This window comes from Citrobacter arsenatis (assembly GCF_004353845.1).
In the GTDB taxonomy this organism is placed as follows: Bacteria; Pseudomonadota; Gammaproteobacteria; order Enterobacterales; family Enterobacteriaceae; genus Citrobacter; species Citrobacter arsenatis.
Map to the genome: position 1 here is coordinate 4212382 of NZ_CP037864.1, position 26531 is coordinate 4238912.

Below are 26531 nucleotides of genomic sequence, written 5' to 3' on the forward strand. Positions count from 1 at the left end.
AACGCATCCAGCGCTTTCCGCTTTGCTTCATCCTGAAGCCTGTCCTTGTAACACCGTCCTGGTGTGTCCTGCAGAAGAGCCATCATCCTGATGTTCTCTTCATTGTTCGACTCCTTGTCGACGGATATAGAATCGCCTGTTTCGCCTTGTCTTACAAGGTGCTTACAGACATACCCCTAAGATTATTTTCGTATGAAAGTTGACAATAAAACATTAACAAACTGAATAATAAGGAATTATCATTTCAACCATTCATTAAGTCTTCACTTATTACCTGGCAATGTCCTACAGGGTTTGTAAGAGATCTCTCACAAGGTTCAGGGCAAACTGGATTACAGAACTGGCTTAAGTTGAGTGAGGAATTCCGCAAGTGAAGCCGCCAGCACCGTTCGTTTACGGGTTCCCAGCGTTTCTTTGCACACTTCACCGGACAGATTGCACACCGAAATGACGTCAAGCTCATTGTCCTGTGTGGCGATAAAAAGCGTAGGCGATAGCTTGAGGCGCTTTTGCGTGACCAGATGACCAATCAGGTTTTCCTGAACGCGCCTGAAGTCATCTTCACTCCAGGTCTGCAGCAGCGTTAGCTTTTCATCCGCCAACTGCGCGTGCATGTCCCCAGCAAATTGGGTGGTGTAAAAAGCGTGAACGGCAGGTTGTATCACGATATCAAAGGCGCGTTCAACCGCATTGAGGTTTTTTTCACCAACAAAAGGCTGAGGTTGCCAGTAAACGGCATCGTTCGTGGAAGAAATGATGCACGGAGAAGGTACGCCATACAGCTCTTCGCTGAGCGGCCAGCTGTTGTTTTTTTCATGCCACGCGTCGCAGTAACGCGTCGTAAAGGCTGTCAACGCCTGTGCTGTCAATTCGTCCACTGATTTCTCTCTTCACAAAAGCCAGGATACACTTGTCGCATAGTGTATCTGGTTTATGACGGTGAAACATGTCCTCTTATGAAAATCATCAGGCGCTTAACGGCCTGACTCTCGGTAAATCAACGGATTACCGTGACAATTACGATGCCAGCCTGCTGCAAGGCGTTCCGCGCAGCCTGAATCGCGACCCGCTGGATTTAAAGGCCGATAATCTGCCTTTTCACGGTGCTGATATCTGGACGCTGTATGAACTGTCATGGCTGAATGCTAACGGTTTACCGCAGGTCGCGGTAGGTCATGTGGAACTGGATTACACCAGCGTAAATCTGATTGAATCGAAAAGCTTTAAGCTGTACCTGAACAGTTTTAACCAGACGCGTTTTGACTCCTGGGATGTGGTACGCCAGACGCTGGAAAACGATCTGCGCGCCTGTGCTCAAGGCGATGTCAGCGTAGCGCTGTACCGTCTTGACGAGCTGGAAGGACAGCCGATAGCCCACTTTAACGGCACCTGTATCGACAATCAGGATATCGTCATCGATAACTACCAGTTCAGCACTGAATATCTGGAAAATGCCGTGAGCGGTGAAAAAGCGGTGGAAGAGACCCTGGTCAGCCATCTGCTGAAGTCCAACTGTTTAATCACCCACCAGCCAGACTGGGGTTCCATACAAATTCAGTATCGCGGACGTAAAATCGACAGGGAAAAACTGCTGCGTTATCTGGTCTCCTTCCGTCACCATAATGAATTTCACGAGCAGTGCGTGGAACGTATTTTCAACGACATTCTACGCTTCTGCCAGCCAGAGAAACTGAGCGTCTACGCGCGCTACACGCGACGTGGCGGCCTGGATATAAACCCATGGCGCACCAACACCGATTTCACTCCAGCAACGGGTCGTCTGGTACGTCAGTAATCTTTTTTCTCAATTTTGCGTGCCGGATTCCGCGCGTAAGGTTGTGAAAGGTCATAAGCCAGGGCTATTGTAATCAGTAGAGGATGATGTCTCTCGTCCCGTAAGGAGTTTACTTGATTACACATATTAGCCCGCTTGGCTCAATGGACATGTTGTCGCAGCTGGAAGTCGATATGCTTAAACGCACAGCCAGCAGCGACCTGTATCAACTGTTTCGTAACTGTTCGCTTGCCGTTCTGAACTCCGGCAGTTTGACCGACAACAGTAAAGAACTGCTGTCACGCTTTGAAAGTTTCGATATTAACGTGCTGCGCCGCGAACGGGGCGTGAAGCTGGAACTGATCAACCCACCTGAAGATGCGTTTGTTGATGGACGCATTATCCGCGCGCTGCAGGCCAACCTGTTTGCCGTGCTGCGCGACATTCTGTTCGTCAATGGCCAGATCCATAACGCCGGTCGTTTTCAGCATCTGGATCTCGAAAGCTCGGTACATATTACCAACCTGGTATTCTCGATCCTGCGCAATGCCCGGGCGCTGCACGTTGGCGAAGCGCCAAACATGGTCGTCTGCTGGGGCGGTCACTCAATCAACGAGAATGAATACCTGTACGCCCGTCGCGTCGGCACCCAGTTGGGCCTGCGTGAACTGAACATCTGCACCGGCTGCGGTCCGGGGGCGATGGAAGCGCCAATGAAAGGCGCTGCGGTCGGTCACGCCCAGCAGCGATATAAAGACAGCCGCTTTATTGGTATGACCGAACCGTCGATCATTGCCGCTGAGCCGCCTAATCCGCTGGTTAACGAACTGATCATCATGCCAGACATTGAAAAACGTCTGGAGGCGTTTGTGCGTATCGCCCACGGTATCATCATCTTCCCGGGCGGCGTAGGCACAGCAGAAGAGCTGTTGTATCTGCTGGGGATCCTGATGAATCCGGCGAACAAAGATCAGGTGCTACCGCTGATCCTGACCGGACCAAAAGAGAGCGCCGATTACTTCCGCGTGCTGGACGAATTTATCGTGCACACGCTGGGGGAAGATGCGCGTCGCCACTATCGCATTATCATTGACGATGCAGCTGAAGTGGCGCGTTTGATGAAAAAAGCGATGCCGCTGGTGAAAGAGAACCGCCGTGACACCGGTGATGCCTACAGCTTTAACTGGTCGATTCGTATTGCACCGGATTTGCAGATGCCGTTCGAGCCGTCCCATGAAAACATGGCCAACCTGAAGCTGTACCCGGATCAGCCCGTTGAAGTACTGGCGGCCGACCTGCGCCGTGCGTTCTCGGGAATTGTGGCTGGTAACGTGAAGGAAGTCGGTATCCGCGCCATTGAAGAATTTGGCCCGTATAAAATCCACGGTGACCGCGAAATGATGCGCCGCATGGACGATCTCCTGCAGGGCTTCGTTGCACAGCATCGTATGAAGTTACCAGGCTCTGCGTATATCCCTTGCTACGAGATTTGCGCCTAACCTCCAACAGCCGCCAGCAGACGCTTTCGCGGTGACAGTTTTGTCCATATCAAAGCCGGGTCTGGCGCATTAGCCTCCCGGCTTTTTTTAGTGATACCAGTCACATAGCTCAGACGATTATATAAATACCAGTGATATATTATTAAAAATAGCACGCCACGCAAACGATTACCTTGAAAACCCAACCGTGATTTATCTTAGGAAATTATTATTAGTCGCCAAAATCCTCTAAAAACAACAGTTTTTACAGCGCAACACTCGTATCTTCTCGCCTTCGCTTTCATGAGATATGTCGTTAATGTTAGCCTCAGCGCCCGTAAATTCGCTTTGACTATTTTTTAACAGATTAATGGTCCAAATTTATCCACATAAAAGGTGGATTATTGCATTTGGGATCGCGATCACTGATACATTCATTCCTAAAATGTATCTTTCCGCCCGCAAATTATTACGGCGAAAAATTATATAAAAAATCGCTCAACGAATTTCGATTTACAGTCGGGTGTTTTCTCATTGGATTGAACCCAAACCCGACTTTTTAAGCTTCCTCCAGGAGAAATAGATGGAAAACACTCAAACCAGCACTATCGTTACGGGCCATACCCGCAGCGCATGGCGCAAGACAGACACCATGTGGATGCTGGGCCTTTACGGCACGGCGATTGGCGCGGGTGTATTGTTCCTGCCGATTAACGCAGGCGTAGGCGGCATGATCCCGCTGATCATCATGGCGATCCTTGCTTTCCCAATGACCTTCTTTGCACACCGCGGCCTGACCCGCTTCGTGCTGTCCGGTAAAAATCCGGGTGAAGACATCACCGAAGTTGTAGAAGAACACTTTGGTGTTGGCGCGGGTAAACTGATTACCCTGCTCTACTTCTTCGCTATCTACCCAATTCTGTTGGTTTACAGCGTAGCAATCACCAACACCGTTGAAAGCTTCCTGACCCACCAGTTGGCAATCACTCCGCCGCCGCGCGCAATCCTGTCTCTGATCCTGATTGTCGGCATGATGACCATCGTGCGCTTCGGTGAGCAGATGATCGTGAAGGCGATGAGCATCCTGGTATTCCCGTTCGTTGCGGCTCTGATGCTGCTGGCGCTGTATCTGATCCCTCAGTGGAGCGGTGCGATTCTGGAAACCATGTCTTTTGACTCTGCGGCAACCACCGGCAACGGTCTGCTGTTGACCCTGTGGCTGGCAATTCCGGTAATGGTGTTCTCCTTCAACCACTCCCCGATCATCTCCTCCTTCGCCGTGGCGAAGCGTGAAGAATACGGTGATGAAGCTGAGAAAAAATGCTCTAAGATCCTGGCATTCGCTCACATCATGATGGTGCTGACCGTTATGTTCTTCGTCTTCAGCTGCGTGTTTAGCCTGACTCCGGCAGACCTGGCAGCAGCGAAAGAGCAGAACATCTCGATTCTGTCTTACCTGGCGAACCACTTTAACGCGCCGATTATTGCCTGGATGGCACCAATCATCGCGATTATCGCTATCACAAAATCTTTCCTCGGCCACTACCTGGGCGCGCGTGAAGGTTTCAACGGTATGGTGATTAAGTCTCTGCGCGGCAAAGGCAAGACCATCGAAATCAACAAACTGAACAAAATCACTGCGCTGTTCATGCTGGTAACCACCTGGATTGTGGCGACGCTGAACCCAAGCATCCTCGGTATGATTGAAACCCTGGGTGGCCCAATCATCGCGATGATTCTGTTCCTGATGCCGATGTATGCCATTCAGAAAGTACCGGCAATGCGTAAATACAGCGGCCATATCAGCAACGTCTTCGTTGTGATTATGGGCCTGATCGCTATCTCCGCTATTTTCTACTCTCTGTTCAGTTAATTCCCCTGCGCCGCTCTTCGGGGCGGCGCACCTCGATACACAATGGACGCCTCATGATTAGCGTATTCGATATTTTCAAAATCGGCATTGGCCCTTCCAGCTCCCATACTGTTGGCCCGATGAAAGCAGGCAAACAATTCACGGATGACCTGATTGCACGCGGAATTCTCACTGACGTAACCCGCGTAGTGGTCGATGTTTATGGCTCTTTGTCCCTGACGGGGAAAGGTCACCATACTGACATCGCGATTATTATGGGCCTGGCGGGTAATCTGCCGGATACCGTAGACATTGATGCCATCCCGGCCTTTATCCAGGATGTGAATACTCATGGACGTTTGCTGCTGGCGGACGGTCAACATGAGGTTGAATTCCCGGTCGACAAGTGCATGAATTTCCATGCGGACAATCTGTCCCTGCACGAAAACGGGATGCGTATTACCGCACTGGCGGGCGAAAAAGCCATTTACAGCCAAACCTACTATTCCATTGGCGGTGGGTTCATCGTTGATGAAGAACATTTTGGTTTACCGAACAACTCTCCGGTAAACGTGCCGTATCCGTATAAATCTGCGGCTGATTTGCAACGTCATTGCCAGGAAACCGGCCTGTCGCTTTCCGGTCTGATGATGCAAAACGAACTGGCGCTGCACAGCAAAGAAGAGCTGGAACAGCACTTTGCCAACGTCTGGGAAGTGATGCGTAGCGGGATTGAGCGCGGCATCACCACCGAAGGCGTATTGCCAGGCAAACTGCGCGTTCCGCGTCGTGCAGCTGCGCTGCGTCGTATGCTGGTAAGCCAAGACAAAACCACCACCGACCCGATGGCGGTTGTTGACTGGATCAACATGTTTGCCCTGGCCGTGAACGAAGAAAACGCAGCCGGTGGCCGCGTGGTTACCGCACCAACCAACGGTGCATGCGGGATCGTTCCTGCCGTACTGGCGTATTACGACAAGTTTATCCGTGAAGTGAACGCTAACTCGCTGGCACGCTACATGCTGGTCGCGAGCGCCATTGGTTCACTGTACAAGATGAACGCCTCTATCTCTGGCGCCGAAGTGGGCTGTCAGGGTGAAGTCGGTGTTGCCTGCTCCATGGCAGCGGCTGGTCTGGCTGAACTGCTGGGCGGTAGCCCAATGCAGGTGTGCATCGCGGCGGAAATCGGTATGGAACACAATCTGGGTCTGACCTGCGATCCGGTTGCCGGTCAGGTACAGGTTCCATGCATTGAGCGTAACGCTATTGCTTCGGTTAAAGCAGTGAACGCCGCGCGTATGGCGCTGCGTCGTACCAGCGAACCGCGCGTGTGCCTCGATAAAGTTATCGAGACCATGTACGAAACCGGTAAAGACATGAACGCCAAATACCGCGAAACGTCTCGCGGCGGTCTGGCAATGAAGATTGTCACCTGCGATTAAGTCCCATCGCGTTTCAGAATCCGTAGGCCGGATAAGGCGTTCGCCGCCATCCGGCATTTATTGCCTGATGGCCCTTCGCTTATCAGGCCTACGGATAGCGTTTCACCAAACTCGCCTCCACTCGCCGTGAATGTTACCCTACAGCCTGATTTGTTAGGGAGAACACCGTGGCCGTCCATCTGCTCATTGTCGATGCACTGAATCTTATCCGCCGTATTCACGCCGTACAGGGTTCACCCTGCGTGGAGACGTGCCAGCACGCTCTCGATCAGCTGATTGTACACAGCCAGCCCACGCACGCCGTGGCGGTATTTGATGACGAAGCACGCAATAGCGGCTGGCGTCACCAACGGTTGCCTGACTACAAAGCCGGTCGTCCGCCGATGCCTGACGATTTACACCAGGAAATGCCCGCCTTACGCGCCGCTTTTGAACAGCGCGGCGTCTGCTGCTGGGAATCCAGCGGGAATGAAGCCGATGATTTAGCCGCAACCCTGGCTGTTAAAGTTAGCCAGGCGGGACATCAAGCGACCATCGTCTCAACCGATAAAGGCTACTGCCAGTTGCTCTCCCCGACACTGCGTATTCGTGACTATTTCCAGAAACGCTGGCTGGATGCGCCGTTTATCGAAAAAGAGTTCGGTGTGCTGCCGCAACAGTTACCTGATTATTGGGGACTGGCCGGAATCAGCAGTTCTAAAGTACCGGGAGTTGCCGGTATTGGCCCCAAAAGCGCCACACAATTGCTGACGCAATTTCCAACGCTGGAATCGCTGTATAAACATTTGGATGACATACCGGAGAAATGGCGCAAGAAACTCGAAGAACACCGGGAGATGGCGTTTCTGTGCCGCGATATCGCGCGACTACAAACGGATTTACATATCGACGGAAATCTACAGCAGCTACGGCTGGCGCGGTAGTGTTATTGCCGGATGCGGTGTCAACACCTTATCCGGCCTACTTATCGTACAACCCAGCAGGCCGGATAAACGCCAGGTGATTACCAGGCGGTATGGTACAGCTCGACGATATCCCCAAGGCTCACTTCACGCGGATTTCCCCCGGTACAAACATCGTCAAATGCAGCCTGCGCCAGTGCAGGAATGTCCTCTTTGCGTACGCCAACATCGCGTAAATGCGGTGGGATCCCTACATCACGGTTAAGGGCGAAGACGGCATCCACCGCTGCTTTACGCGCTTCTGCCAACGTCAGGTCTTCAACCTTAACCCCCATCGCCCGGGCGATATCGCGGAATTTTTCCCCGGTGAATTCGGCGTTATAGTGCATCACGTGCGGCAGCAAAATGGCATTCGCGACGCCGTGCGGCGTGTTGTAAAACGCGCCTAACGGGTGTGCCATGCCATGCACTAATCCCAGGCCAACGTTGGAAAAGCCCATTCCGGCCACGTACTGGCCCAGCGCCATCGCTTCACCCGCCTGGCTGTCGCCCGCGACCGAACCGCGTAATGCCCCGGCAATAATTTCAATGGCTTTGATGTGCAGCGCATCGGTAAGCGCCCATGCCGCCCGCGTGATGTAGCCTTCAATGGCATGAGTCAGTGCATCCACCCCGGTGGCAGCTTTTAAGGCAGCGGGCATGCCGTCCATCATGTCAGCATCGATAAACGCCACCTGCGGGATATCATGCGGATCGACACAAACAAACTTACGCCGATTTTCTTCGTCAGTGATCACGTAGTTAATGGTCACTTCCGCCGCCGTTCCCGCGGTGGTGGGGATAGCCATAACCGGCACGCTTGGACTGCGCGTTGGCGATAGCCCTTCAAGGCTGCGTACATCTGCAAACTCAGGGTTATTATGGATAATGCCAATCGCTTTACAGGTATCCTGCGGGGAGCCTCCGCCAATGGCTACCAGATAGTCTGCGCCACTTTGCTGAAAGACGCCTAATCCTTCCTGCACCACCGCAATGGTTGGGTTAGGAATAACGCCTGAATAGATTTCCCATGCCAGACCCGCAGCATCCATTCGGGAAGTCACTTTCTCTACAACGCCGCACTGCACCAGATTTTTATCGGTCACAATCAACGCTTTGCGATAACCACGACGGATGACCTCATCGGTTAACGCACCAACAGCTCCCCGGCCAAACCATGCCGTTTCGTTCAGAATCATTCTGTTCGCCATCGTATTTCTCCTTTTCGCTATGCGAAATTACTCTTCAATGCGTAATCCGTAAGACTTGAATTTCTCCAGCACAATGGCGATCTCCTCGTCATCCAGCACCGGCACCGGGTCAACAATCGCCAGCGTGCTCAGATAAAGGCGCGCCAGAACTTCCACTTCATGCGCCAACCACAGTGCTTTTTCCAAATTCGCTTCGCAAGCAATCAACCCATGGTGCTGTAAAAGCGTTGCCTTACGGTTTTTCAGGGCGACGCTCACATGCTCTGACAGCTCTCGTGTACCAAACGTCGCATAAGGCGCACACGGAATAGAGTTCCCCCCCGCCGCTGCAATCATGTAGTGAATTGCCGGGATAGGGCGGTTAAGAATAGAAACGGCCGTACAGTGCACAGCATGGTTATGGACAACCGCATTGGCATCCGGACGCGTCTGGTAAGCCGCCAGGTGAAAACGCCATTCACTGGAAGGTAACTGACCTTTATCATATTTCCCGTCGTTATCTACATACACGATCATGTTTTCAGTAAGTCTTTCGTAAGGAATACCGCTGGGCGTGATCAGCATCCCGTTTTCATAACGCGCACTCACATTTCCCGCCGTCCCCTGATTCAATCCAAGGCTGGTCATTTCAAGACAGGTTTCAATGATTTCTCGCGACAAACGCATTCTTTCCATAATGATTCTCCGGGTACAGTTTCCCCTCGTCTTTATTGCGAAAAATGCAGCCGCAGAATAAGACGGGTCAGGTTTCAGATACAGGCAGCCACTGAACGTATTTATTCAGATTCAGTTGGCCGGTTTATTTATAGCGACGTATTAAGGTTGTCTTACGCGCTTAATTAATTTCATCTCAACTTTTACAGTTTCTTTAATGGGTTGATCATCAATAGCACTCATCATCATATCGAATGCTTTTTCCGCCCAAACATTTTCATCCTGCTGCATTGACCAGACATTATTGGCGAGGAATCCCAGCATTGGGTGTTCATCGAATGTCCCAATATTAATTTCGGGAGGAATAGTGCCAAAACGATTACGAATAGCGTTAATAGCCCCCTCCAGTACGGGTAGTGAAGAAGCGATAAATGCCTGCGGACAGCCCTGTTCGCCGATCAACTCATCCATGAGTCGATAACCACCTTCAGGTGTGTTGTCCGGACCTTCGCGCACCCAATCGCTGTGCGAAATACCATTATTATTCAATGCATTAAGATAACCCTGTAAACGATCACCGATGCTGGGTAATCCGGTATCCCCCACTAAAAACCAGATCGGCGACTTTCCCGCGTCAAACAGACTCTGCGTCAACTTTTCGCCACCCAAAGTGTTATGACTTTCGACCAGTGCGTTATCGGTATACTTAAAATCACGGTCAAGTAACACCATCGGTTTTCTGACCTGACGTAAATGGTGTTGCTGATTCTCTAACGTTGAGGGAACAATAAAAAGGCCATCGACATTGCGAGCGATTAACGCTTTTGTCAGTTTATTTTCGTAATCAACATCGTCATAGGTACAGCTAATCGTTAGCTGATAACCAGAACGGCGACAGCGTTGCTCAAGTTTTTCTGCGAGTGTGGCAAAAAATACGTTAGAAATATTAGGTACAATCAATCCTAACGTATCCGTTTTATTCAACTTCAGGCTGCGTGCTGAATGGTTAATGACGTAACCATAGCGCTCGACATATTCATTAATACGCGTTTGGGTTTTGACACTGATTCGATATTGCTCTGCTTTCCCGTTCAGCACCAGTCGTACGGTCGTAACCGATAAATTCAGATCGCTGGCTATCTGTTCTACTGTTTTAGCCATTTATATGCCCCAGTTCACATCCAAAAACGTCAATCTACAATCATAAAAGTATTTTAAACTTTTGTCTTACTGCATAAGCTGGTTAATCGCCTGCTGCTGATCCCACAGCATCAAATAAGCCTGGTATTTGCGATCATAAAAGTTCCGCCGTGCCGGGTTAGCCTTAATCACCTCGCCCGATCGAACCATCGCCCGGCATGCGGACGGTATCGTTGTCCACGCGCCGCAGGCAACCGCGCCGGTGATGGCCGCACCTAACGTCACCGCATCCTCTTCCTGCATAAGATGAATATCGCATCCGGTGGCATCGGCATATTCTCGCAACCACAGTGGGTTATGCGTCGCGCCGCCGCACAGCGTCAAACGGGAAATGGTGTGACCGTTTTCGCGCATCACTTCCATGATATGCCGTGTACCGCAGGCGATTGCCTGTAATGTCGCCAGGTACAGACGAGCAACCTGCATCTCGCCTCGCTCCAGCGTTAAACCGCACACACTCCCCCTGGCATCGGGTCGCGCGCGTGGCGAACGATTACCGTGGTGATCGGCCAGCACATGCAAATAACGACCAGGCTCTGACTCCTGCTCCTCAAGTGCGGCAACCCATTCATTAACTAAAACGATGGGATGGCACCCCCGCGCCTCAGCTTTGTGAAACAGATCTGCGCTGGCTCCGGATTCCTGAAGCGTCCAGTCGACTAAGGCTCCAGCGGCACTTTGCCCTCCTTCGGTCAGCCAGTACCCTAGCAGCATGGCCGACCAGTATGGTCCCCATACGCCTGGCGTATGAATTTCCTGCTCGCTACACAGCATATGGCAATTTGACGTCCCGCTGATCAGCGCCAATGTCCCCTCAGGCTCGGCACCAGCAAGCGCTACTCCGCCAGCATGGGCATCAATCATTCCACTGGCGACGACCACTGCAGTCGTCAGCCCCAGCGCCTGGGCCGCATCGCTGCTAAGCGTTCCAACGCCAGCGCCTGGCGGCAGAATACGCGACGGGATTTTGCCCAATAAATCTGTTAATTCAACGGCGTCGAGCAGGGAGTGGCTAAAGCGTTGTTCATGTGCCAGATAGTTCCATTTACAGGTTAGCGTGCACAACCCCGCAACATCACTGGCGGTCGCTTTAGAGACCAGAAAGTCCGCCAGATCGTAGAAGCGATACGTACTCTGCCAGGTGGCTGGAAAATGGTTTTTCAGCCATAGCACTTTGGGAAGTTCCATTTCGACGCTGACTTCACCGCCAACGTAGCGCAGAGAGGGATCCTGCGTGGCGTTAATACGCTGCGTCTCTTGCGCCGCACGGTGATCCATCCACATGATGATATTGTGTTCTGACGGTTCGCCGGGTGAAACCGCCAGGCCCTGCCCATGCTCGTCCAGCGCTACCAATGAACAGGTGGCATCAAAACCCAATGAGCGAATATCCTCAATGCAAACCCCGGATGACGACACCGCCTCCTTCACTGCATGGCAAACCTGCTGCCAGATTTCTGCAGATGACTGCTCAACCCGCTCTGGACCGGGTCGAAACTGCGAGATGGGGCGTGTCGCAAAAGCCAGCCTTTTGCCGCTGGCATCAAAGACACCAGCCCTGACGCTGGCGGAACCGACATCCACACCGAGGAAATATCCACTGCCCATAGTAACTCCCTGACGCTGGCTAATGATGGGGCGAGCACCTCGCCCCAACGGTCTTATTTTTTACCGAATGGGTGTAACAGCTTGTCAATTTCCGGCGTATCAATATTCTTCGCACTGACAAATTTCACTGGAATATCAATTTCTTTCGGTACAGACTGGCCCGATACCGCTGCGTTCAGCGTCTTAATACCCTGGTAGCCAATCTGATAAGCGTCCTGTACCACAAAGCCCTGAATCACTCCGGACTTCAGGAAAGCAATGATTGCCTCGGTGCTATCAAAACCAATCACCTTCACTTTGCCTTTCAGATTTTGGCTATCAATAGCGTTTGCTACGCCGAGCGTTGAGCCTTCATTCGTGCCATAAATTCCTGCGATATCCGGGTTGGCCTGGATCATATCGATGGTTTTATCCATCGCTTTTTGCGGATCGCCATCGCTGTACTGCACCGGTAGCACCTGGATATCCGGATATTTCTCCTTCATGCGGGCAATAAACCCTTCCGAACGCTCAATCGCTGAAGAGGTCCCTGCTACGTGCGCAATAATGCCCACTTTTCCTTTGCTGCCCACTTCCGCTGCCAGCGCGTCTGCGGCTTCAGCACCTGCCTTACGGTTATTCGTGGCGACAAAGCTCACCGGGATATCGGAATTCACGCCGGAGTCAAACGTCACAACTTTAATGCCGCGTGAATTTGCGGTCTCAACTAATGGCGCAAGCGCATTGGCATCTAACGCAGCCAGCAATAGCCCATTGGGTTTTTGCGCCATCGCGTTTTCAACTAACTGAATCTGCTCGGCAATCTGAGTTTCATCTGCCGGGCCAACATAGCTGGTTTTATCACCCAATTCTTTTGCTGCCGCTTCCGTCCCCATTTTTACGGTTTGCCAGAATTCATGCTGGAAACCTTTACTGACCACCGGAAGGTTCATATCTTTAGCCAAAACGCTGGATGTCATACAGGCCAGCAGGGATAACGCATAGACAAAATTCCTGGTTCTCATTGTTTTACTCCGTTCTGAGTGAGTCACCCTAAACGTCAGGGTTATGATGCCCCGTGACTTCCGGGAGCGTAAATCAACGAATTTTTTTGCGTAATGTGTCGAGATAAACCGCGGCAATGACTACCACGCCCATGGCCACCATTTGCCAGAACTGGGAAACACCCATCAGGTTCAGACCATTCTTCAGCACGCTCATAATGAATGCGCCGATGATCGTGCCGCCGATGGTGCCAATTCCGCCCATCAGGCTCGTACCGCCAATAACAACCGCCGCGATGGCTTCCAGCTCATATCCCACGCCGACCGTTGGCTGACCAGAGTTCAAACGAGAGGCGAGAATCACCCCGGCAATCCCGGTCAGCAGACCACAAAAGGCGTAGACGAAAATTTTGACGCGCTGAACTTTTATACCGGAAAGATGAGCGGCGACCTCATTGCTACCCACGGCGTAAACATAGCGACCAATCACCGTTTTCTTCAGGATGTAGGCGGCGATTAACGCCACCACCACCAGGTAAAAAACGGGATACGGCAGCACATCAAACAAACGTCCCTGGGCCAACATTTTGAAGGTAGGGTAATCCGCGAAGTAAATCGCGCGACCATCTGTCATCACCATATTGATGCCTCTGACAGACATCATCAGACCCAGCGTGGCGATAAAAGGCGGGATAGTCATTTTGGTGACCAGCAGGCCGTTGATATAGCCGCATAATCCACCCGCCAGCACCCCCGCAAGAATGCAGACGGGCAGAGGCAATCCCAGCGTGGCGCAGATGCCTACCGCAACTCCAGAAAAGGCCACCACCGAGCCAAGAGAAAGGTCGATTCCTGAAGTGATAATGACGAAGGTAACGCCAATCGCCATGATGCCAATTACCGAGGTTTGCAGGGCAATTGTCATAATGTTTTCAGTGTTAAAGAAAAATGGCGAACCGAAGCTAAAAAATATTACTAAAATAATCAGACTCAAAAGCGGCGCAAGGCGCATTAAAAGTTCTTTGTTAATTTTTATTTTCTTATTATTGCTGTCTGAAGAGGTTACAGAGATAGTCATAAATTAGTCCTCTAACGTCGCATATTGCATGATTTTTTCTTGTGTGGCGTCATCAGAAGCTAACTCCCCGGTAATACGTCCATTACGCATCACTAAAATGCGATCGCACATACCCAGCACTTCCGGTAATTCAGAGGAGATCATGATAATTGACTTCCCTTTTGCCACCAGTCGATTCATTAATTCATAAATTTCAAGTTTGGCACCCACATCAATACCGCGAGTGGGTTCGTCAAAGATGAGAATATCGGTATCTTTACATACCCATCTGGCAATAATAATTTTCTGCTGATTACCGCCACTTAAATTCAGTGCAGCCTGCTCTAAATGAGGTGTTTTAATGCGTAGGGCTTTAACCTGTTCCTCGCTGGTTTTCTGACAACGTTTACTGTCCACATTGCCATAACGATCGGAATACTCAGGATAATTGCCCAACATGATATTGCGCTCAACGGACAGCCCTAATGCCAGTCCTTCTTTTTTTCTGTCCTCGGTTAAATAGCTGATACCCTGTTTGATTGCATCAGGAATATCTTTAATTACCGTAACTTTGCCGTTTAGCTTGAGGGTTCCGCCGTCAATGGGATCCGCACCAAAAATCGCCCGCGCCAGCTCAGTACGCCCTGCCCCCATCAAGCCGGCAAAGCCCAAAATTTCGCCCTGATACAGGGTGAAATCAATGTTGTTTAGTACGCCATTGCGCGTCAGACCGCTGACTTCCAACACCGGCTTACGTTGAGCCAATGGTCCACGACGAGGATAGATATTGCCGAGGTCACGCCCCACCATCATGGCAATCAGGTCGCTAATTTTAACCGCATCATAATCCACAGTGGCAATAAACTGACCATCCCTCATCACCGTCGCGCGATCGGCTATCAGCGCCAGTTCTTCTAGCCTGTGCGAGATATAAACAATGCCCGTTCCCTGCTCTTTCAGCAAACGGGTTACCTGAAATAAGCTGTCGATTTCCGTTTCCGTCAGTGCCGCCGTCGGTTCATCCATAATAAGGATCTTGGCATTCACCGATATCGCTTTAGCAATCTCAACCATTTGTTGTTGTGCAACGGTCAGATCGGCCACCAGCGTTTCTGGGGAGATATTCAGGTTTAATTTTTGCAAAATATCGATAGCAGCCTGTCGCTGTTGTTTTTCATCCAGACGCCAGCGATTATTTTTGCAAAATTCCCTGCCAATAAAAATATTTTCTTCTACCGTGAGTTCAGGAAAAAGATTGAATTCCTGGTGAATAATCGTGATACCTGCGCTTTGTGCGCTCAACGGGTTCGCAAAAGTAACAGATTTCCCTTCAAAAATAATATCTCCTTCATCAGGCTGATAAACACCGGATAAAATCTTCATCAACGTAGACTTTCCTGCGCCATTCTCGCCCAGCAGCGCATGAACCTCGCCTTTGCGTAAAGCAAAATCCACATTACTCAACGCCAATACGCCGGGAAAACGTTTCGTAATATGACTCATCTGTAAAAATGTTTCAGACATTGCTGCTTTCCTCAATATACAGAAACTGCAATCAGTGAATCAGGCGAAAAAACGTTGCCAGGAAGCCATCGTCACCGTTAATGCGAATACTACCTATACGTTCATATGCGTTTTATCGATCATGCTAACTCGAGTTAGCGAAGTGCCTTTTAAAGCTATTTTAGCTACTCAAATTAGCCAAATCATTTGGTTTAAAACTGTGACGCTGAACAGACAATTTATTGCAACCAATTAATTTAAAAGAACTTATCTAAAAATATCCGTCCTGGTTTATTTGACGCAGATCGAATTTTAACCACTTCTCGTGAAGCCTCTCACAGTTCCACAACAAAAAAGTTGTGCAAAAAACTCTCTGATACCTAAGCTAACTCGAGTTAGCAAAAATTGGTTATTCAGCCAACTGCGACAGTGGTGTTCAACATCCGCTTTTGCAGCACGGCATAAAGTGAGATGAGGAACCTCGAATGAAAAAAAATAGCTTACCGAAAATTGGCATTCGTCCGGTGATTGATGGGCGCCGTATGGGTGTTCGTGAATCGCTCGAAGAGCAAACCATGAATATGGCTAAAGCCACCGCTGCGCTGATCGCTGAGAAACTTCGTCACGCCTGTGGCGCACAAATTGAATGTGTGATTGCCGATACCTGCATTGCCGGGATGGCTGAATCTGCCGCCTGCGAAGAAAAATTCAGCAGCCTGAACGTTGGTGTGACGATCACGGTTACCCCATGCTGGTGCTACGGTAGCGAAACCATCGACATGGATCCAATGCGTCCGAAAGCTATTTGGGGGTTCAACGGTACAGAACGTCCGGGGGCCGTTTATCTGGCCGCCGCGCTGGCTGCGCATAATCAAAAAGGCCTTCCTGCCTTCTCTATTTACGGTCATGACGTACAGGATGCTGGCGACACCACGATCCCTGCCGATGTGGAAGAAAAATTGCTGCGCTTTGCCCGCGCGGGCTTAGCGGTCGCCAGTATGAAAGGCAAAACCTACCTGTCCGTAGGCGGCGTTTCAATGGGCATTGCCGGCTCTATTGTCGATCATAACTTCTTTGAATCCTGGCTGGGAATGAAGGTTCAACCCGTTGATATGACCGAACTGCGTCGCCGCATCGACCAAAAAATCTATGACGAAGCGGAGCTGGAAATGGCGCTGGCGTGGGCGGACAGAAACTTCCGCTACGGCGAGGATCAGAACGCGCAGCAATATAAGCGCAACGCAGAGCAAAGCCGTTCGGTACTGAAAGAGAGCCTGCTGATGGCCATGTGCATTCGCGACATGATGCAGGGTAACCAGAAGCTGGCCGACAAAGGTCGGGTTGAAGAGTCGCTGGGGTACAACGCGATTGCCGCAGGCTTCCAGGGCCAACGTCACTGGACCGATCAATACCCGAATGGCGATACCGCCGAAGCGCTACTCAACAGCTCCTTTGACTGGAATGGCATCCGCGAGCCGTTCGTTGTCGCTACCGAAAACGACAGCCTGAACGGCGTGGCGATGCTGTTTGGCCATCAGCTCACCGGCACGGCGCAGGTCTTTGCCGATGTCCGCACCTACTGGTCGCCAGAAGCGGTAGAACGCGTCACGGGTAAACCGCTGACCGGCCTTGCTGAGCACGGCATTATTCACCTGATTAACTCAGGATCGGCAGCACTGGACGGCTCCTGCAAACAGCGCGACGACGCAGGGAAACCGACCATGAAGCCGCACTGGGAAATCTCGCAAAAAGAGGTCGATGATTGCCTGGCGGCAACCGAATGGTGTCCGGCTATTCACGAATACTTCCGCGGCGGCGGCTACTCCTCTCGCTTCCTGACCGAGGGCGGCGTGCCGTTCACCATGACTCGCATCAACATCATCAAAGGCCTGGGGCCGGTGCTGCAAATCGCGGAAGGCTGGAGCGTGGAATTACCGGAAGATATGCATGACCAGCTCGATGCGCGCACCAACTCTACCTGGCCGACCACCTGGTTTGCCCCGCGCTTAACCGGTAAAGGCCCGTTCAGCGATGTCTATTCAGTGATGGCAAACTGGGGCGCAAACCACGGTGTGCTGACGATTGGTCACGTGGGCGCCGATTTTATTACGCTCGCCGCCATGCTGCGTATCCCGGTTTGCATGCACAACGTGGAAGACGAGAAAATTTACCGTCCTTCAGCCTGGGCAGCCCACGGAATGGATACGGAAGGCCAGGATTATCGCGCCTGCCAGAACTACGGTCCGCTGTATAAGCGTTAAACATCGAGCGATTGTCTGATGGTGGCGCTTACGCGTCTTATCAGGCCTACGAAGCGCACGGTTTTGTAGGCCGGATAAGGCAAAGCCGCCATCCGGCAATAGGTAATCTCCATGGAGCAATTATGAAACAAGAGGTTATCCTGGTCCTTGACTGCGGCGCGACCAACGTGCGGGCAATCGCCGTTGACCAACAGGGAAAGATTGTCGCCCGCGCAGCGACTCCGAACGCCAGTGACATCGCAACAGAAAATAGTAGCTGGCATCAATGGTCACTGGAGGCCATTCTGCAACGCTTCGCCGACTGCTGTCAGCGACTCAAAATGCCACTGGCCGACTGCCATGTCCGCGGGATCGCCGTCACCACCTTCGGCGTAGACGGCGCGCTGGTTGATAAGAACGGCAAGCAACTGTATCCGGTAATCAGTTGGAAATGCCCACGCACCGCAGCAGTAATAGAAAATATCCACCGCTATATGTCACCGCAGCAGTTGCAGGAAATCTCAGGCGTCGGCGCGTTTAGCTTTAACACGCTGTATAAACTGGTGTGGCTGAAAGAAAACCATCCGCAATTACTGGAACAGGCGCACGCCTGGCTGTTTATCTCATCGCTTATCAACCATCGTTTAACCGGTGAGTTCACCACAGATATCACCATGGCGGGTACCAGCCAGATGCTGGATATCCGCCAGCGCGATTTTAGTCATGACATTTTGCAGGCAACAGGTATACCGCGTCGTCTGTTCCCGCGCCTGGTTGAAGCAGGCGAACAGATTGGGGTTCTGCAGCCAGAGGCAGCCAGTCGGCTAGGGCTTGCGGCGGGAATTCCGGTCATCTCTGCCGGACACGACACGCAGTTTGCGCTATTTGGCGCAGGAGCCAAGCCCGATGAACCGGTGCTCTCTTCCGGAACATGGGAGATTCTGATGGTGCGCAGTGCACAGGTTGATACCTCCCAGCTCAGCCATTACGCGGGTTCCACCTGTGAACTGGATAGCCAGGCAGGACTGAATAACCCCGGCATGCAGTGGCTGGCTTCCGGTGTTCTCGAGTGGGTACGTAAGCTGCTGTGGACTGCCGACACCCCCTGGCAGACGCTGATTGATGAAGCCCTGGCGATTCCCGCAGGTGCCGAAGGCGTGAAAATGCACTGCGACCTGCTGGCCTGTCAGGATGCGGGCTGGCGAGGGGTGACGCTCAATACCACCCGCGGGCACTTTTATCGCGCCGCGCTGGAAGCGCTCACAGAACAGCTGCAGCAAAATCTGCACACGCTGGAAAAAATCGGCCATTTCCAGGCCACTGAACTGCTATTGGTTGGTGGAGGAAGCCGTAACGCATTGTGGAATCAGATCAAAGCGAACGTTCTCGGGATCCCTGTAAAAGTACTGGATGATGCCGAAACCACCGTGGCAGGCGCCGCGATGTTTGCCTGGTCAGGCATCGGGGAATTTACCTCTCCCGAACAGGCTCGCGCGCAGGTGCGCTACCAGTACCGTTACTTCTATCCGCAAACCGAAGCTGAACTGACAGGAGTCGTGTAACATGCTCAAAACGATATCTCCCTTAATTTCCCCAGATCTGCTGAAGGTGCTGGCTGAAATGGGACACGGCGATGAGATTATCTTTTCCGATGCCCACTTCCCGGCCCACAGCATGGGCCCGCAGGTCATCCGCGCCGACGGCCTGCTGGTCAGCGATTTGTTGCAGGCGATTATTCCGCTCTTTGAACTGGACAGCTACGCCCCACCACTGGTGATGATGGCTGCTGTTGAAGGCGACACCCTCGATCCTGATGTCGAGTCCCGCTACCGTCAGGCGCTTTCATTGCCGACCCCCTGCCCGGACATCACGCGTATTGACCGCTATGCCTTCTATGACCGTGCGCAAAAAGCCTTTGCGATCGTTATCACAGGAGAGCGGGCAAAGTACGGGAATATTCTATTAAAAAAAGGGGTAACACCGTAATCTCTGGTCTGAATGCTGAATGTCCATCAACTACGGGCATTCAGCAAAAGATGAGGATCAGTACATGAAAGCGGCGCGCCAGAAGACAATCGTCGATCTGCTTACTAACCACAAAAGCCTGACAACCGAAGCCCTTTCTTTGCAGCTTAACGTCAGCAAAGAGACCATCCGTCGCGATCTCAGCGAGTTACAAGCCCAGGGGAAAGTGTTGCGTAGTCACGGACGGGCAAAAGTGATTCACCGGGAAGATCAGGACAGCGGCGACCCGTTTCATATGCGACTCAAAAGCCACTATGCCCACAAAGCCAATATTGCCCGCGAAGCGCTGGCATGGATCGAAGAAGGAATGGTGATAGCCTTAGATGCCAGCTCAACGTGCTGGTACCTGGCGCGACAGTTACCGGACATCAACATTCACGTTTTTACCAATAGCCAGCCCATTTGCCAGGAATTGGCTAAACGCGAACACATTCAGCTCATTAGCTCCGGCGGTCGCCTTGAGCGTAAATACGGTTGCTACGTTAACCCCTCGATCATCTCGCAGCTCAAACCACTCGACATCGACCTGTTTATTTTTTCCTGCGTAGGGATCGACCGTGACGGGGCGCTCTGGGACTCTAACGCGACCAACGCGGACTTCAAATCCATCTTGCTGAAACGCGCAGCGCAATCATTATTACTGATTGATAAAAGTAAATTTAATCGTTCGGGGGAGGCCCGGATTGGGCATCTGGATGATGTGACGCATATTGTTTCGGATACGCCGCTGATTGAAACAATTCAGGCCGAATAAGGTGTTTACCCCTTCATCCGGCCTTCAATTTTACCTTATCGCTCGTCGCGACGACCGCCAACGGCAGCCCACAGGCGGCGTACGTGCACGGTCACTTCTTCACGGTCGTGATACAGCTGACGCGCCTGAATCTGGGCATTTACGCCATGCTCGTCAAGTTGCGCCTGAATGTAAGCCAGATTTTGTGACACTTCTTCGTAGCGTTTTTTCATCGGCAGTTTAAGGTTGAAAATAGTCTCACGACACCAGCCGTTAACCAGCCACTGCGCCATCAGGGCGGCAACCTTCGCAGGTTTCTCCACCATATCGCAAACCATCCACGAAATGTTATTGCGATTCGGGCGATACTTAAATCCGTCTTCTCGCAGCCAGGTGACTTGTCCGGTATCCATCAGACTTTGCGCCATCGGACCATTATCCACGGAATAAACCCACATGTTGCGTTTAACCAGTTGATAGGTCCAACCGCCCGGGCATGCGCCTAAATCCACCGCATACATTCCGTTAGCCAGACGCTCATCCCACTCATCGGCTGGGATAAACACGTGCAGCGCTTCTTCCAGCTTCAGCGTTGAACGGCTTGGTGCATCCGCCGGGAACTTCAGGCGCGGAATCCCCATGTAGAATGGCGAGTTATTGTCAGGCCAGGAATAGCCGGTATAGCAACAGCCGGGGGCGATAAAGAAGACGTGAACCACCGGACGTTTCGGCGTTTCATACTTTGCCAGCACGCCAGCTTCACGCAGCGCCGCGCGCAGCGGTACGGTGAATTTACGGCAAAACTTAACCAGCTCTTTGCTTTCATTGGTGTCAGCAACTTCGACACGCAGATCGCCGCCTTTTTCCACCACGCCTTGCAGCATGCCGACTATCGGCGTAATGCGGTCTTCCGGCGGTAAATATTGCAGCAACTCTCCCACTACAAACATTTGACGGGCAAAAATCAACGAGCTAAACGGCAGCTCTTTCACTAACTTTTCGGCATCGTCCTGCTGATAGCATTCGAAGATGACGTAACCCGCATTGTCTTTCACACGGGCAAAACCGAAGATTTCCCGGCGCCCTGCTTTATCCGTAATTTCTGCGGCGCACTCTTTTTCAAAACCCGGGCGACACAACAACACAACCTTATTCATGGCTAACGCCCTTACGTTTCAATCTAATAGCGCCCACTAACATCAGCGCCCAGCCCACAAGGAAGCTGAAACCGCCGACGGGGGTAACAAACGCCCACAGGCGTAAATGAGAGAGTGCAAGGCAATACAGGCTGCCGCTAAACAGCACCGTTCCTAATGCCAGAAATACGCTACTCCAGTAAAACCAAATGCTAATGCGTCGCTGCATGGCGACGGCCAGGCCAAAGATAGCCAACGTATGGAACGCCTGATACTCAAGGCCAGTCTGGATCCACCCCATCTCAACGACACCGAGGGTTTTACTCAGAACGTGTGCCCCAAAGGCGCCCAACGCCACAAAGATAAAGCCACTTACGGCGGCAAAAATCAGCATAAAACGGCTGGTCATGTGAATACCCTACGTAAATTATTGTTCATAACGAAAGCGGAATTTTTCTTGTTCCGTGGCCGCTTTCGCCAAAATCCACTGACGGAAGGCGGCTATTTTACCCAGTTCTGCCTGACTGTCATGACAAACCAGATAAAATGCGTTTTTGCTGACCAGAACATCGTTAAACGGACAGACCAGGCGTCCGGCTTCTATTTCGGACTGCGCCATGACGTTATTCGCCAGCGCAATCCCCTGTCCATGGATAGCAGCCTGTAGCACCATGGCGCTATGGCTGAAGATAGGTCCTTGCTGTACGTTGATATGATTCAGGCCAAGCTGGCGCGTATAGGCTTGCCAGTCACGACGCGACGCATCGTGCAATAATGTGTGTTTAGCCAGATCGTCGGGCGTCTTCAACGGTTTATCACCGGTAAGTAATAGCGGCGAGCAGACCGGCAATAAATATTCTGCGTACAATTTTTCAACGCGCAGACCCGGCCAGTTGCCGCGTCCGTAGAAAATCGCCACATCTACATCGTCCGCCAGTTTGTCTTCCTGACGGTCCACCGCCTGGATCCTGACATCGATTCCCGGATAAGCTGAGTTAAAGCTAGAGAGTCTGGGCACCAGCCATTGGATCGCAAAACTGGGCAATAAACTGACGGTAAGTGCACCTTTTGCACTACGTGCCTGAAGTTTACGCGTCGCGTCGGTTAATTGCGAAAAAATCTCTTTGATGTCGAGGAAGTAGCTTTGACCTTCTTCCGTTAACAGCAAAGATCGATTGCGTCGACGAAACAGCTTCAGCCCCAGGAAATCCTCAAGAGACTTGATTTGATGACTTACTGCGGCCTGCGTCACAAAAAGCTCTTCTGCTGCGCGAGTAAAGCTCAAATGACGCGCTGCAGCATCAAAAACACGCAACGCATTTAAGGGTGGTAATCGTTTTGACATGACTTTTAGGCTTTGATGTTAAATGAATTTAACAATTATCTAACAGGCTGTAACCTATTAGTTTTTTTTATCTGAGCCATTATAAATTGTCCGTTGAGGTTCTACCAGCAAATACCTATAGTGGCGGCACTTCCTGAAGCCGGAACGAAAAGTTTTATCGGAATGCGTGTTCTGGTGGGCTTTTGGCTTACGGTTGTGATGTTGTGTTGTTGTGTTTGCAATTGGTCTGCGATTCAGACCATGGTAGCAAGGCTACCCTTTTTCACTTCCTGTACATTTACCCTGTCTGTCCATAGTGATTAATGTAGCACCGCCAAATTGCGGTGCTTTTTTTTGTCCGACTCTTTGTCGATGGACGACCGGTTAGTTATCCAGTTCTACCATCTCTTTCACATCAGTACGGTTAATCTGCTGTTTGTTGCCGTTAGCGTCTTTATACGAAATCATCCCCGTTTCATTATCGGTCTGTGGCTTACCATCAGATACGATCGATCGACCATCGTTGGTGTGCATCACGTAATTCGAACCGGAACAGGCGCTCAGGGCAAAAGTCAGCATACAGGCAGAGATAATTGCGGCAGTCTTTTTCATCTTCTTCTCCTTAAAGCGATTTATGCTATTAAAAACACACTCCGTAACAGGCAAAATTGCTCGCCTAACGCTATTTAGCATAAGACACTGAGTGGGCTTTGCCAGGATATCCAGAGTATTCCGATGGTTAGCACAACCCTTGTATCAATGCCCTTTTTGCGCCACGATCGGTTTACTGAACTGAGGAATACCATGAACGCTTTTAACCCCGCGCAGTTTCGCGCACAATTTCCCGCACTCAACGATGCTGGCGTCTATCTTGACAGCGCTGCTACGGCCCTGAAGCCGCAGGCGGTGATTGAGGCAACCCACCAGTTTTATAGCCTGAGCGCCGGAAACGTCCATCGCAGCCAGTTTGCTGAAGCACAGCGCCTGACCGCACGCTATGAAGCCGCGCGGGAAAAAGTCGCAAGTCTGATTAATGCACCGGATGACAAAACAATCGTCTGGACCCGCGGCACGACGGAAGCGATCAACATGGTTGCCCAAAGCTATGCGCGGCCGCGCTTACAACCGGGTGATGAGATTATCGTTAGCGCGGCGGAGCATCACGCGAACCTCGTGCCCTGGCTAATGGTGGCAGAGCAAACGGGGGCTAAGGTCGTCAGACTGCCGCTCAACGCCCATTTATTGCCAGACGTTGAGCGCCTTGCGCAACTCATTACCCCACGCAGTCGCATTCTGGCACTCGGACAGATGTCGAACGTTACCGGCGGTTGCCCGGATCTGGCCCGCGCCATCACGCTCGCCCATGCGGCTGGCATGGTGGTGATGGTTGATGGTGCCCAGGGGATTGTGCATTTTCCTGCCGACGTACAACAGTTAGATATTGATTTCTATGCGTTCTCGGGCCACAAGCTGTATGGCCCCACCGGCATTGGCGTGCTGTACGGTAAGCCTGAATTACTGGAAGCCATGTCACCGTGGCTCGGCGGCGGAAAGATGATTAGCGAAGTCAGCTTCGACGGTTTCACCACCCAGGCGGCCCCATGGAAGCTGGAGGCCGGTACACCTAACGTTGCTGGCGTTATCGGGCTAAGCGCAGCGCTCGAATGGCTGGCGGACGTCGACGTTGCACAGGCCGAAAACTGGAGTCGGGGTCTGGCGACGCTGGCAGAAGATGCGCTGGCGAAACGCCCCGGATTTCGTTCCTTCCGCTGCCAGGACTCCAGTCTGTTAGCCTTTGATTTCGCGGGCGTTCATCACAGCGACATGGTCACTCTGCTGGCCGAATACGGTATTGCGCTACGCGCAGGGCAACACTGCGCGCAACCGCTGCTGGCAGAACTGGGCGTATCCGGGACGCTACGCGCCTCATTTGCCCCTTATAATACCCAAAGTGATGTGGATGCGTTGGTCGCAGCCGTTGACCGCGCGCTGGAAATATTGGTGGATTAATGACAAGCCCTCTGTTCGCCGGACACCCGTTTGGCACAACCGTAACCGAAGAGACGTTACGCAATACCTTTATCCCGCTCACCCAGTGGGAAGATAAATATCGCCAGCTGATTCTGCTGGGTAAGCAGTTGCCGGCGCTTCCGGATGTGCTAAAGGCCCAGGCTAAAGAGATTGCCGGTTGCGAAAACCGTGTCTGGCTGGGGCATACGCTTCATGAGAATGGCACGCTGCATTTCTTCGGTGACAGCGAGGGTCGCATAGTACGCGGGCTGTTGGCGGTATTACTCACCGCAGTCGAAGGTAAAACCGCAGCCGAGTTACTGGCGCATTCACCTATGGCATTATTTGACGAACTTGGTTTACGCGCGCAGCTCAGCGCCTCGCGTAGCCAGGGGCTACATGCTCTGAACGAGGCAATTATCGAGGCTGCTCAGGAAGCCGGATGACGGCGCTGATGCGTCTTATCCGGCCTACAATACTGCACGAACCGTAGGTCGGATAAGCATAGCGCCATCCGACACAATCAACTCAGGCGCGCCGCTTTCGCCATCATCTTCTTTAGCGCATGAGAAACGGCTACAAAGCCAAAGGTAGCCGTCACCATAGTGGCCGCACCAAATCCGGACGCGCAATCCATACGTTTCGGCCCTTCCGCCGTCGCTTTCATCGCACATACCGAGCCATCTGCCTGCGGGTAAACCAGCGCTTCGGTCGAGAACACACAGTCCACGCCCAGCTTGCCTTTGCTGTTTTTCACCACGCCAAAATCGCTTTTCAGCCGCTCACGTAGCTTGGCCGCCAGCGGATCCTGGATAGTTTTTGCCAAATCAACGACCTGAATCTGCGTCGGGTCGATCTGACCGCCTGCACCGCCGGTGGTCACCAGCGGAATTTTGTTACGCCGACAGTAAGCGATCAATGCCGCTTTTGGGCGCACGCTATCAATCGCATCAATGACATACGAAAAACCCGCACTCATATACTCAGCAACGTTATCTGGCGTCACAAAATCATCAACCACGTTCACCTGGCATTCCGGGTTAATCAGGCGGATACGTTCTGCCATCACTTCAGCTTTTGCCAGGCCGACGTTATCGCGCAGAGCATGGATCTGGCGGTTAGTATTGGTGACGCACACATCATCCATATCAATAAGCGTAATGGCGCCAATACCAGTACGTGCCAGCGCTTCCGCTGCCCACGATCCCACCCCGCCAATCCCGACGACACAAACATGCGATTGAGCAAACAGCTGCAACGCATTTTCGCCATACAGACGCGCCGTACCACCAAAACGCTGGCGCCAGGCATCGCTAATAACCACAGACATAACACCTCAAATTCATTAATACCGAGCAGT

The 26531-nt window shown here is 51.9% G+C and carries 24 protein-coding genes; 11 read left to right on the plus strand and 13 right to left on the minus strand.

Annotated features, from left to right (window positions below; all coding sequences use genetic code 11):
• Window positions 1–332: 332 nt before the first annotated feature.
• Window positions 333–878, minus strand: a complete 546-nt coding sequence (gene syd / locus E1B03_RS21250; protein WP_103769126.1) for a SecY-interacting protein — start codon at window positions 876–878, stop codon at window positions 333–335.
• A 68-nt stretch (window positions 879–946) separates the two neighbouring features.
• Between syd and queF the strand changes: the two genes are divergently transcribed.
• From queF to xni, 5 genes are all read left to right on the plus strand, one after another.
• Window positions 947–1795: an NADPH-dependent 7-cyano-7-deazaguanine reductase QueF gene (queF, locus tag E1B03_RS21255; RefSeq protein WP_133086876.1), complete on the plus strand. Its 849-nt coding sequence runs from the start codon at window positions 947–949 to the stop codon at window positions 1793–1795.
• Window positions 1796–1908: 113 nt separating this feature from the next.
• Window positions 1909–3273 carry a nucleotide 5'-monophosphate nucleosidase PpnN gene (gene ppnN, locus E1B03_RS21260; protein ID WP_003840366.1) on the plus strand — a complete coding sequence of 455 codons (1365 nt, stop codon included), beginning with the start codon at window positions 1909–1911 and terminating at the stop codon, window positions 3271–3273.
• A gap of 562 nt (window positions 3274–3835) precedes the next feature.
• Window positions 3836–5125 carry an HAAAP family serine/threonine permease gene (locus E1B03_RS21265; protein WP_133086877.1) on the plus strand — a complete coding sequence of 430 codons (1290 nt, stop codon included), beginning with the start codon at window positions 3836–3838 and terminating at the stop codon, window positions 5123–5125.
• A 53-nt stretch (window positions 5126–5178) separates the two neighbouring features.
• Complete coding sequence (locus E1B03_RS21270) at window positions 5179–6546, plus strand: L-serine ammonia-lyase (protein WP_103769122.1); 1368 nt, start codon at window positions 5179–5181, stop codon at window positions 6544–6546.
• 167 nt (window positions 6547–6713) lie between these two features.
• The gene (gene xni / locus E1B03_RS21280) at window positions 6714–7469 is read left to right on the plus strand and encodes a flap endonuclease Xni (protein WP_133086878.1); all 756 of its coding nucleotides are present in this window, start codon (window positions 6714–6716) and stop codon (window positions 7467–7469) included.
• An 80-nt stretch (window positions 7470–7549) separates the two neighbouring features.
• Here the strand turns inward: xni and fucO are convergent, their stop codons facing one another.
• The 7 genes from fucO to E1B03_RS21315 form a co-directional block, all read right to left on the minus strand.
• A complete protein-coding gene (gene fucO / locus E1B03_RS21285; protein ID WP_103769119.1) occupies window positions 7550–8698 on the minus strand; it encodes a lactaldehyde reductase in 1149 nt (382 codons plus the stop codon).
• A gap of 27 nt (window positions 8699–8725) precedes the next feature.
• Window positions 8726–9373 carry an L-fuculose-phosphate aldolase gene (gene fucA / locus E1B03_RS21290; RefSeq protein ID WP_003034062.1) on the minus strand — a complete coding sequence of 216 codons (648 nt, stop codon included), beginning with the start codon at window positions 9371–9373 and terminating at the stop codon, window positions 8726–8728.
• A gap of 141 nt (window positions 9374–9514) precedes the next feature.
• Window positions 9515–10513, minus strand: a complete 999-nt coding sequence (locus E1B03_RS21295; RefSeq protein ID WP_133086879.1) for a LacI family DNA-binding transcriptional regulator — start codon at window positions 10511–10513, stop codon at window positions 9515–9517.
• Between the two features lie 66 nt (window positions 10514–10579).
• Entirely contained in the window at window positions 10580–12160 is a 1581-nt protein-coding gene (locus E1B03_RS21300) for an FGGY-family carbohydrate kinase (RefSeq protein WP_133086880.1), read from the minus strand.
• Window positions 12161–12213: 53 nt separating this feature from the next.
• On the minus strand, window positions 12214–13164 hold the full coding sequence (locus tag E1B03_RS21305) for an ABC transporter substrate-binding protein (RefSeq protein ID WP_003034057.1): 951 nt from the start codon (window positions 13162–13164) through the stop codon (window positions 12214–12216).
• Between the two features lie 73 nt (window positions 13165–13237).
• Entirely contained in the window at window positions 13238–14221 is a 984-nt protein-coding gene (locus E1B03_RS21310) for an ABC transporter permease (RefSeq protein WP_087856949.1), read from the minus strand.
• A gap of 3 nt (window positions 14222–14224) precedes the next feature.
• Window positions 14225–15724 carry a sugar ABC transporter ATP-binding protein gene (locus tag E1B03_RS21315; RefSeq protein WP_103769116.1) on the minus strand — a complete coding sequence of 500 codons (1500 nt, stop codon included), beginning with the start codon at window positions 15722–15724 and terminating at the stop codon, window positions 14225–14227.
• Window positions 15725–16188: 464 nt separating this feature from the next.
• Between E1B03_RS21315 and fucI the strand changes: the two genes are divergently transcribed.
• The 4 genes from fucI (at window position 16189) to fucR (ending at window position 20722) form a co-directional block, all read left to right on the plus strand.
• Complete coding sequence (gene fucI / locus E1B03_RS21320; protein ID WP_133086881.1) at window positions 16189–17964, plus strand: L-fucose isomerase; 1776 nt, start codon at window positions 16189–16191, stop codon at window positions 17962–17964.
• Window positions 17965–18086: 122 nt separating this feature from the next.
• The gene (gene fucK / locus E1B03_RS21330; RefSeq protein WP_133086882.1) at window positions 18087–19505 is read left to right on the plus strand and encodes an L-fuculokinase; all 1419 of its coding nucleotides are present in this window, start codon (window positions 18087–18089) and stop codon (window positions 19503–19505) included.
• Between the two features lies 1 nt (window position 19506).
• A complete protein-coding gene (gene fucU, locus E1B03_RS21335; protein ID WP_103769112.1) occupies window positions 19507–19929 on the plus strand; it encodes an L-fucose mutarotase in 423 nt (140 codons plus the stop codon).
• A gap of 64 nt (window positions 19930–19993) precedes the next feature.
• Window positions 19994–20722 (plus strand): L-fucose operon activator, encoded by a 729-nt coding sequence (gene fucR, locus E1B03_RS21340; protein ID WP_103769325.1) that lies wholly within the window; start codon window positions 19994–19996, stop codon window positions 20720–20722.
• Window positions 20723–20757: 35 nt separating this feature from the next.
• On the opposite strand, the gene rlmM is transcribed toward fucR, so the two are convergent.
• The 4 genes from rlmM to E1B03_RS21360 form a co-directional block, all read right to left on the minus strand.
• Entirely contained in the window at window positions 20758–21858 is a 1101-nt protein-coding gene (gene rlmM / locus E1B03_RS21345; RefSeq protein ID WP_003034040.1) for a 23S rRNA (cytidine(2498)-2'-O)-methyltransferase RlmM, read from the minus strand.
• Entirely contained in the window at window positions 21851–22246 is a 396-nt protein-coding gene (locus tag E1B03_RS21350; RefSeq protein WP_003034037.1) for a DUF423 domain-containing protein, read from the minus strand. The genes rlmM and E1B03_RS21350 overlap by 8 nt, the downstream gene beginning before the upstream one ends.
• Before the next feature lie 18 nt (window positions 22247–22264).
• Window positions 22265–23182, minus strand: a complete 918-nt coding sequence (gene gcvA, locus E1B03_RS21355) for a glycine cleavage system transcriptional regulator GcvA (RefSeq protein ID WP_003034035.1) — start codon at window positions 23180–23182, stop codon at window positions 22265–22267.
• A 363-nt stretch (window positions 23183–23545) separates the two neighbouring features.
• A complete protein-coding gene (locus E1B03_RS21360) occupies window positions 23546–23773 on the minus strand; it encodes a YgdI/YgdR family lipoprotein (protein WP_016154261.1) in 228 nt (75 codons plus the stop codon).
• 192 nt (window positions 23774–23965) lie between these two features.
• Between E1B03_RS21360 and csdA the strand changes: the two genes are divergently transcribed.
• Together csdA and csdE are read left to right on the plus strand one after the other, a co-directional pair.
• Complete coding sequence (csdA, locus tag E1B03_RS21365) at window positions 23966–25171, plus strand: cysteine desulfurase CsdA (protein ID WP_103769111.1); 1206 nt, start codon at window positions 23966–23968, stop codon at window positions 25169–25171.
• The gene (gene csdE / locus E1B03_RS21370) at window positions 25171–25617 is read left to right on the plus strand and encodes a cysteine desulfurase sulfur acceptor subunit CsdE (RefSeq protein WP_103769110.1); all 447 of its coding nucleotides are present in this window, start codon (window positions 25171–25173) and stop codon (window positions 25615–25617) included. The genes csdA and csdE overlap by 1 nt, the downstream gene beginning before the upstream one ends.
• Before the next feature lie 77 nt (window positions 25618–25694).
• Here csdE and tcdA read toward each other — a convergent pair whose 3' ends face one another.
• Window positions 25695–26501: a tRNA cyclic N6-threonylcarbamoyladenosine(37) synthase TcdA gene (gene tcdA / locus E1B03_RS21375; RefSeq protein ID WP_103769109.1), complete on the minus strand. Its 807-nt coding sequence runs from the start codon at window positions 26499–26501 to the stop codon at window positions 25695–25697.
• Between the last annotated feature and the right edge of the window lie 30 nt (window positions 26502–26531).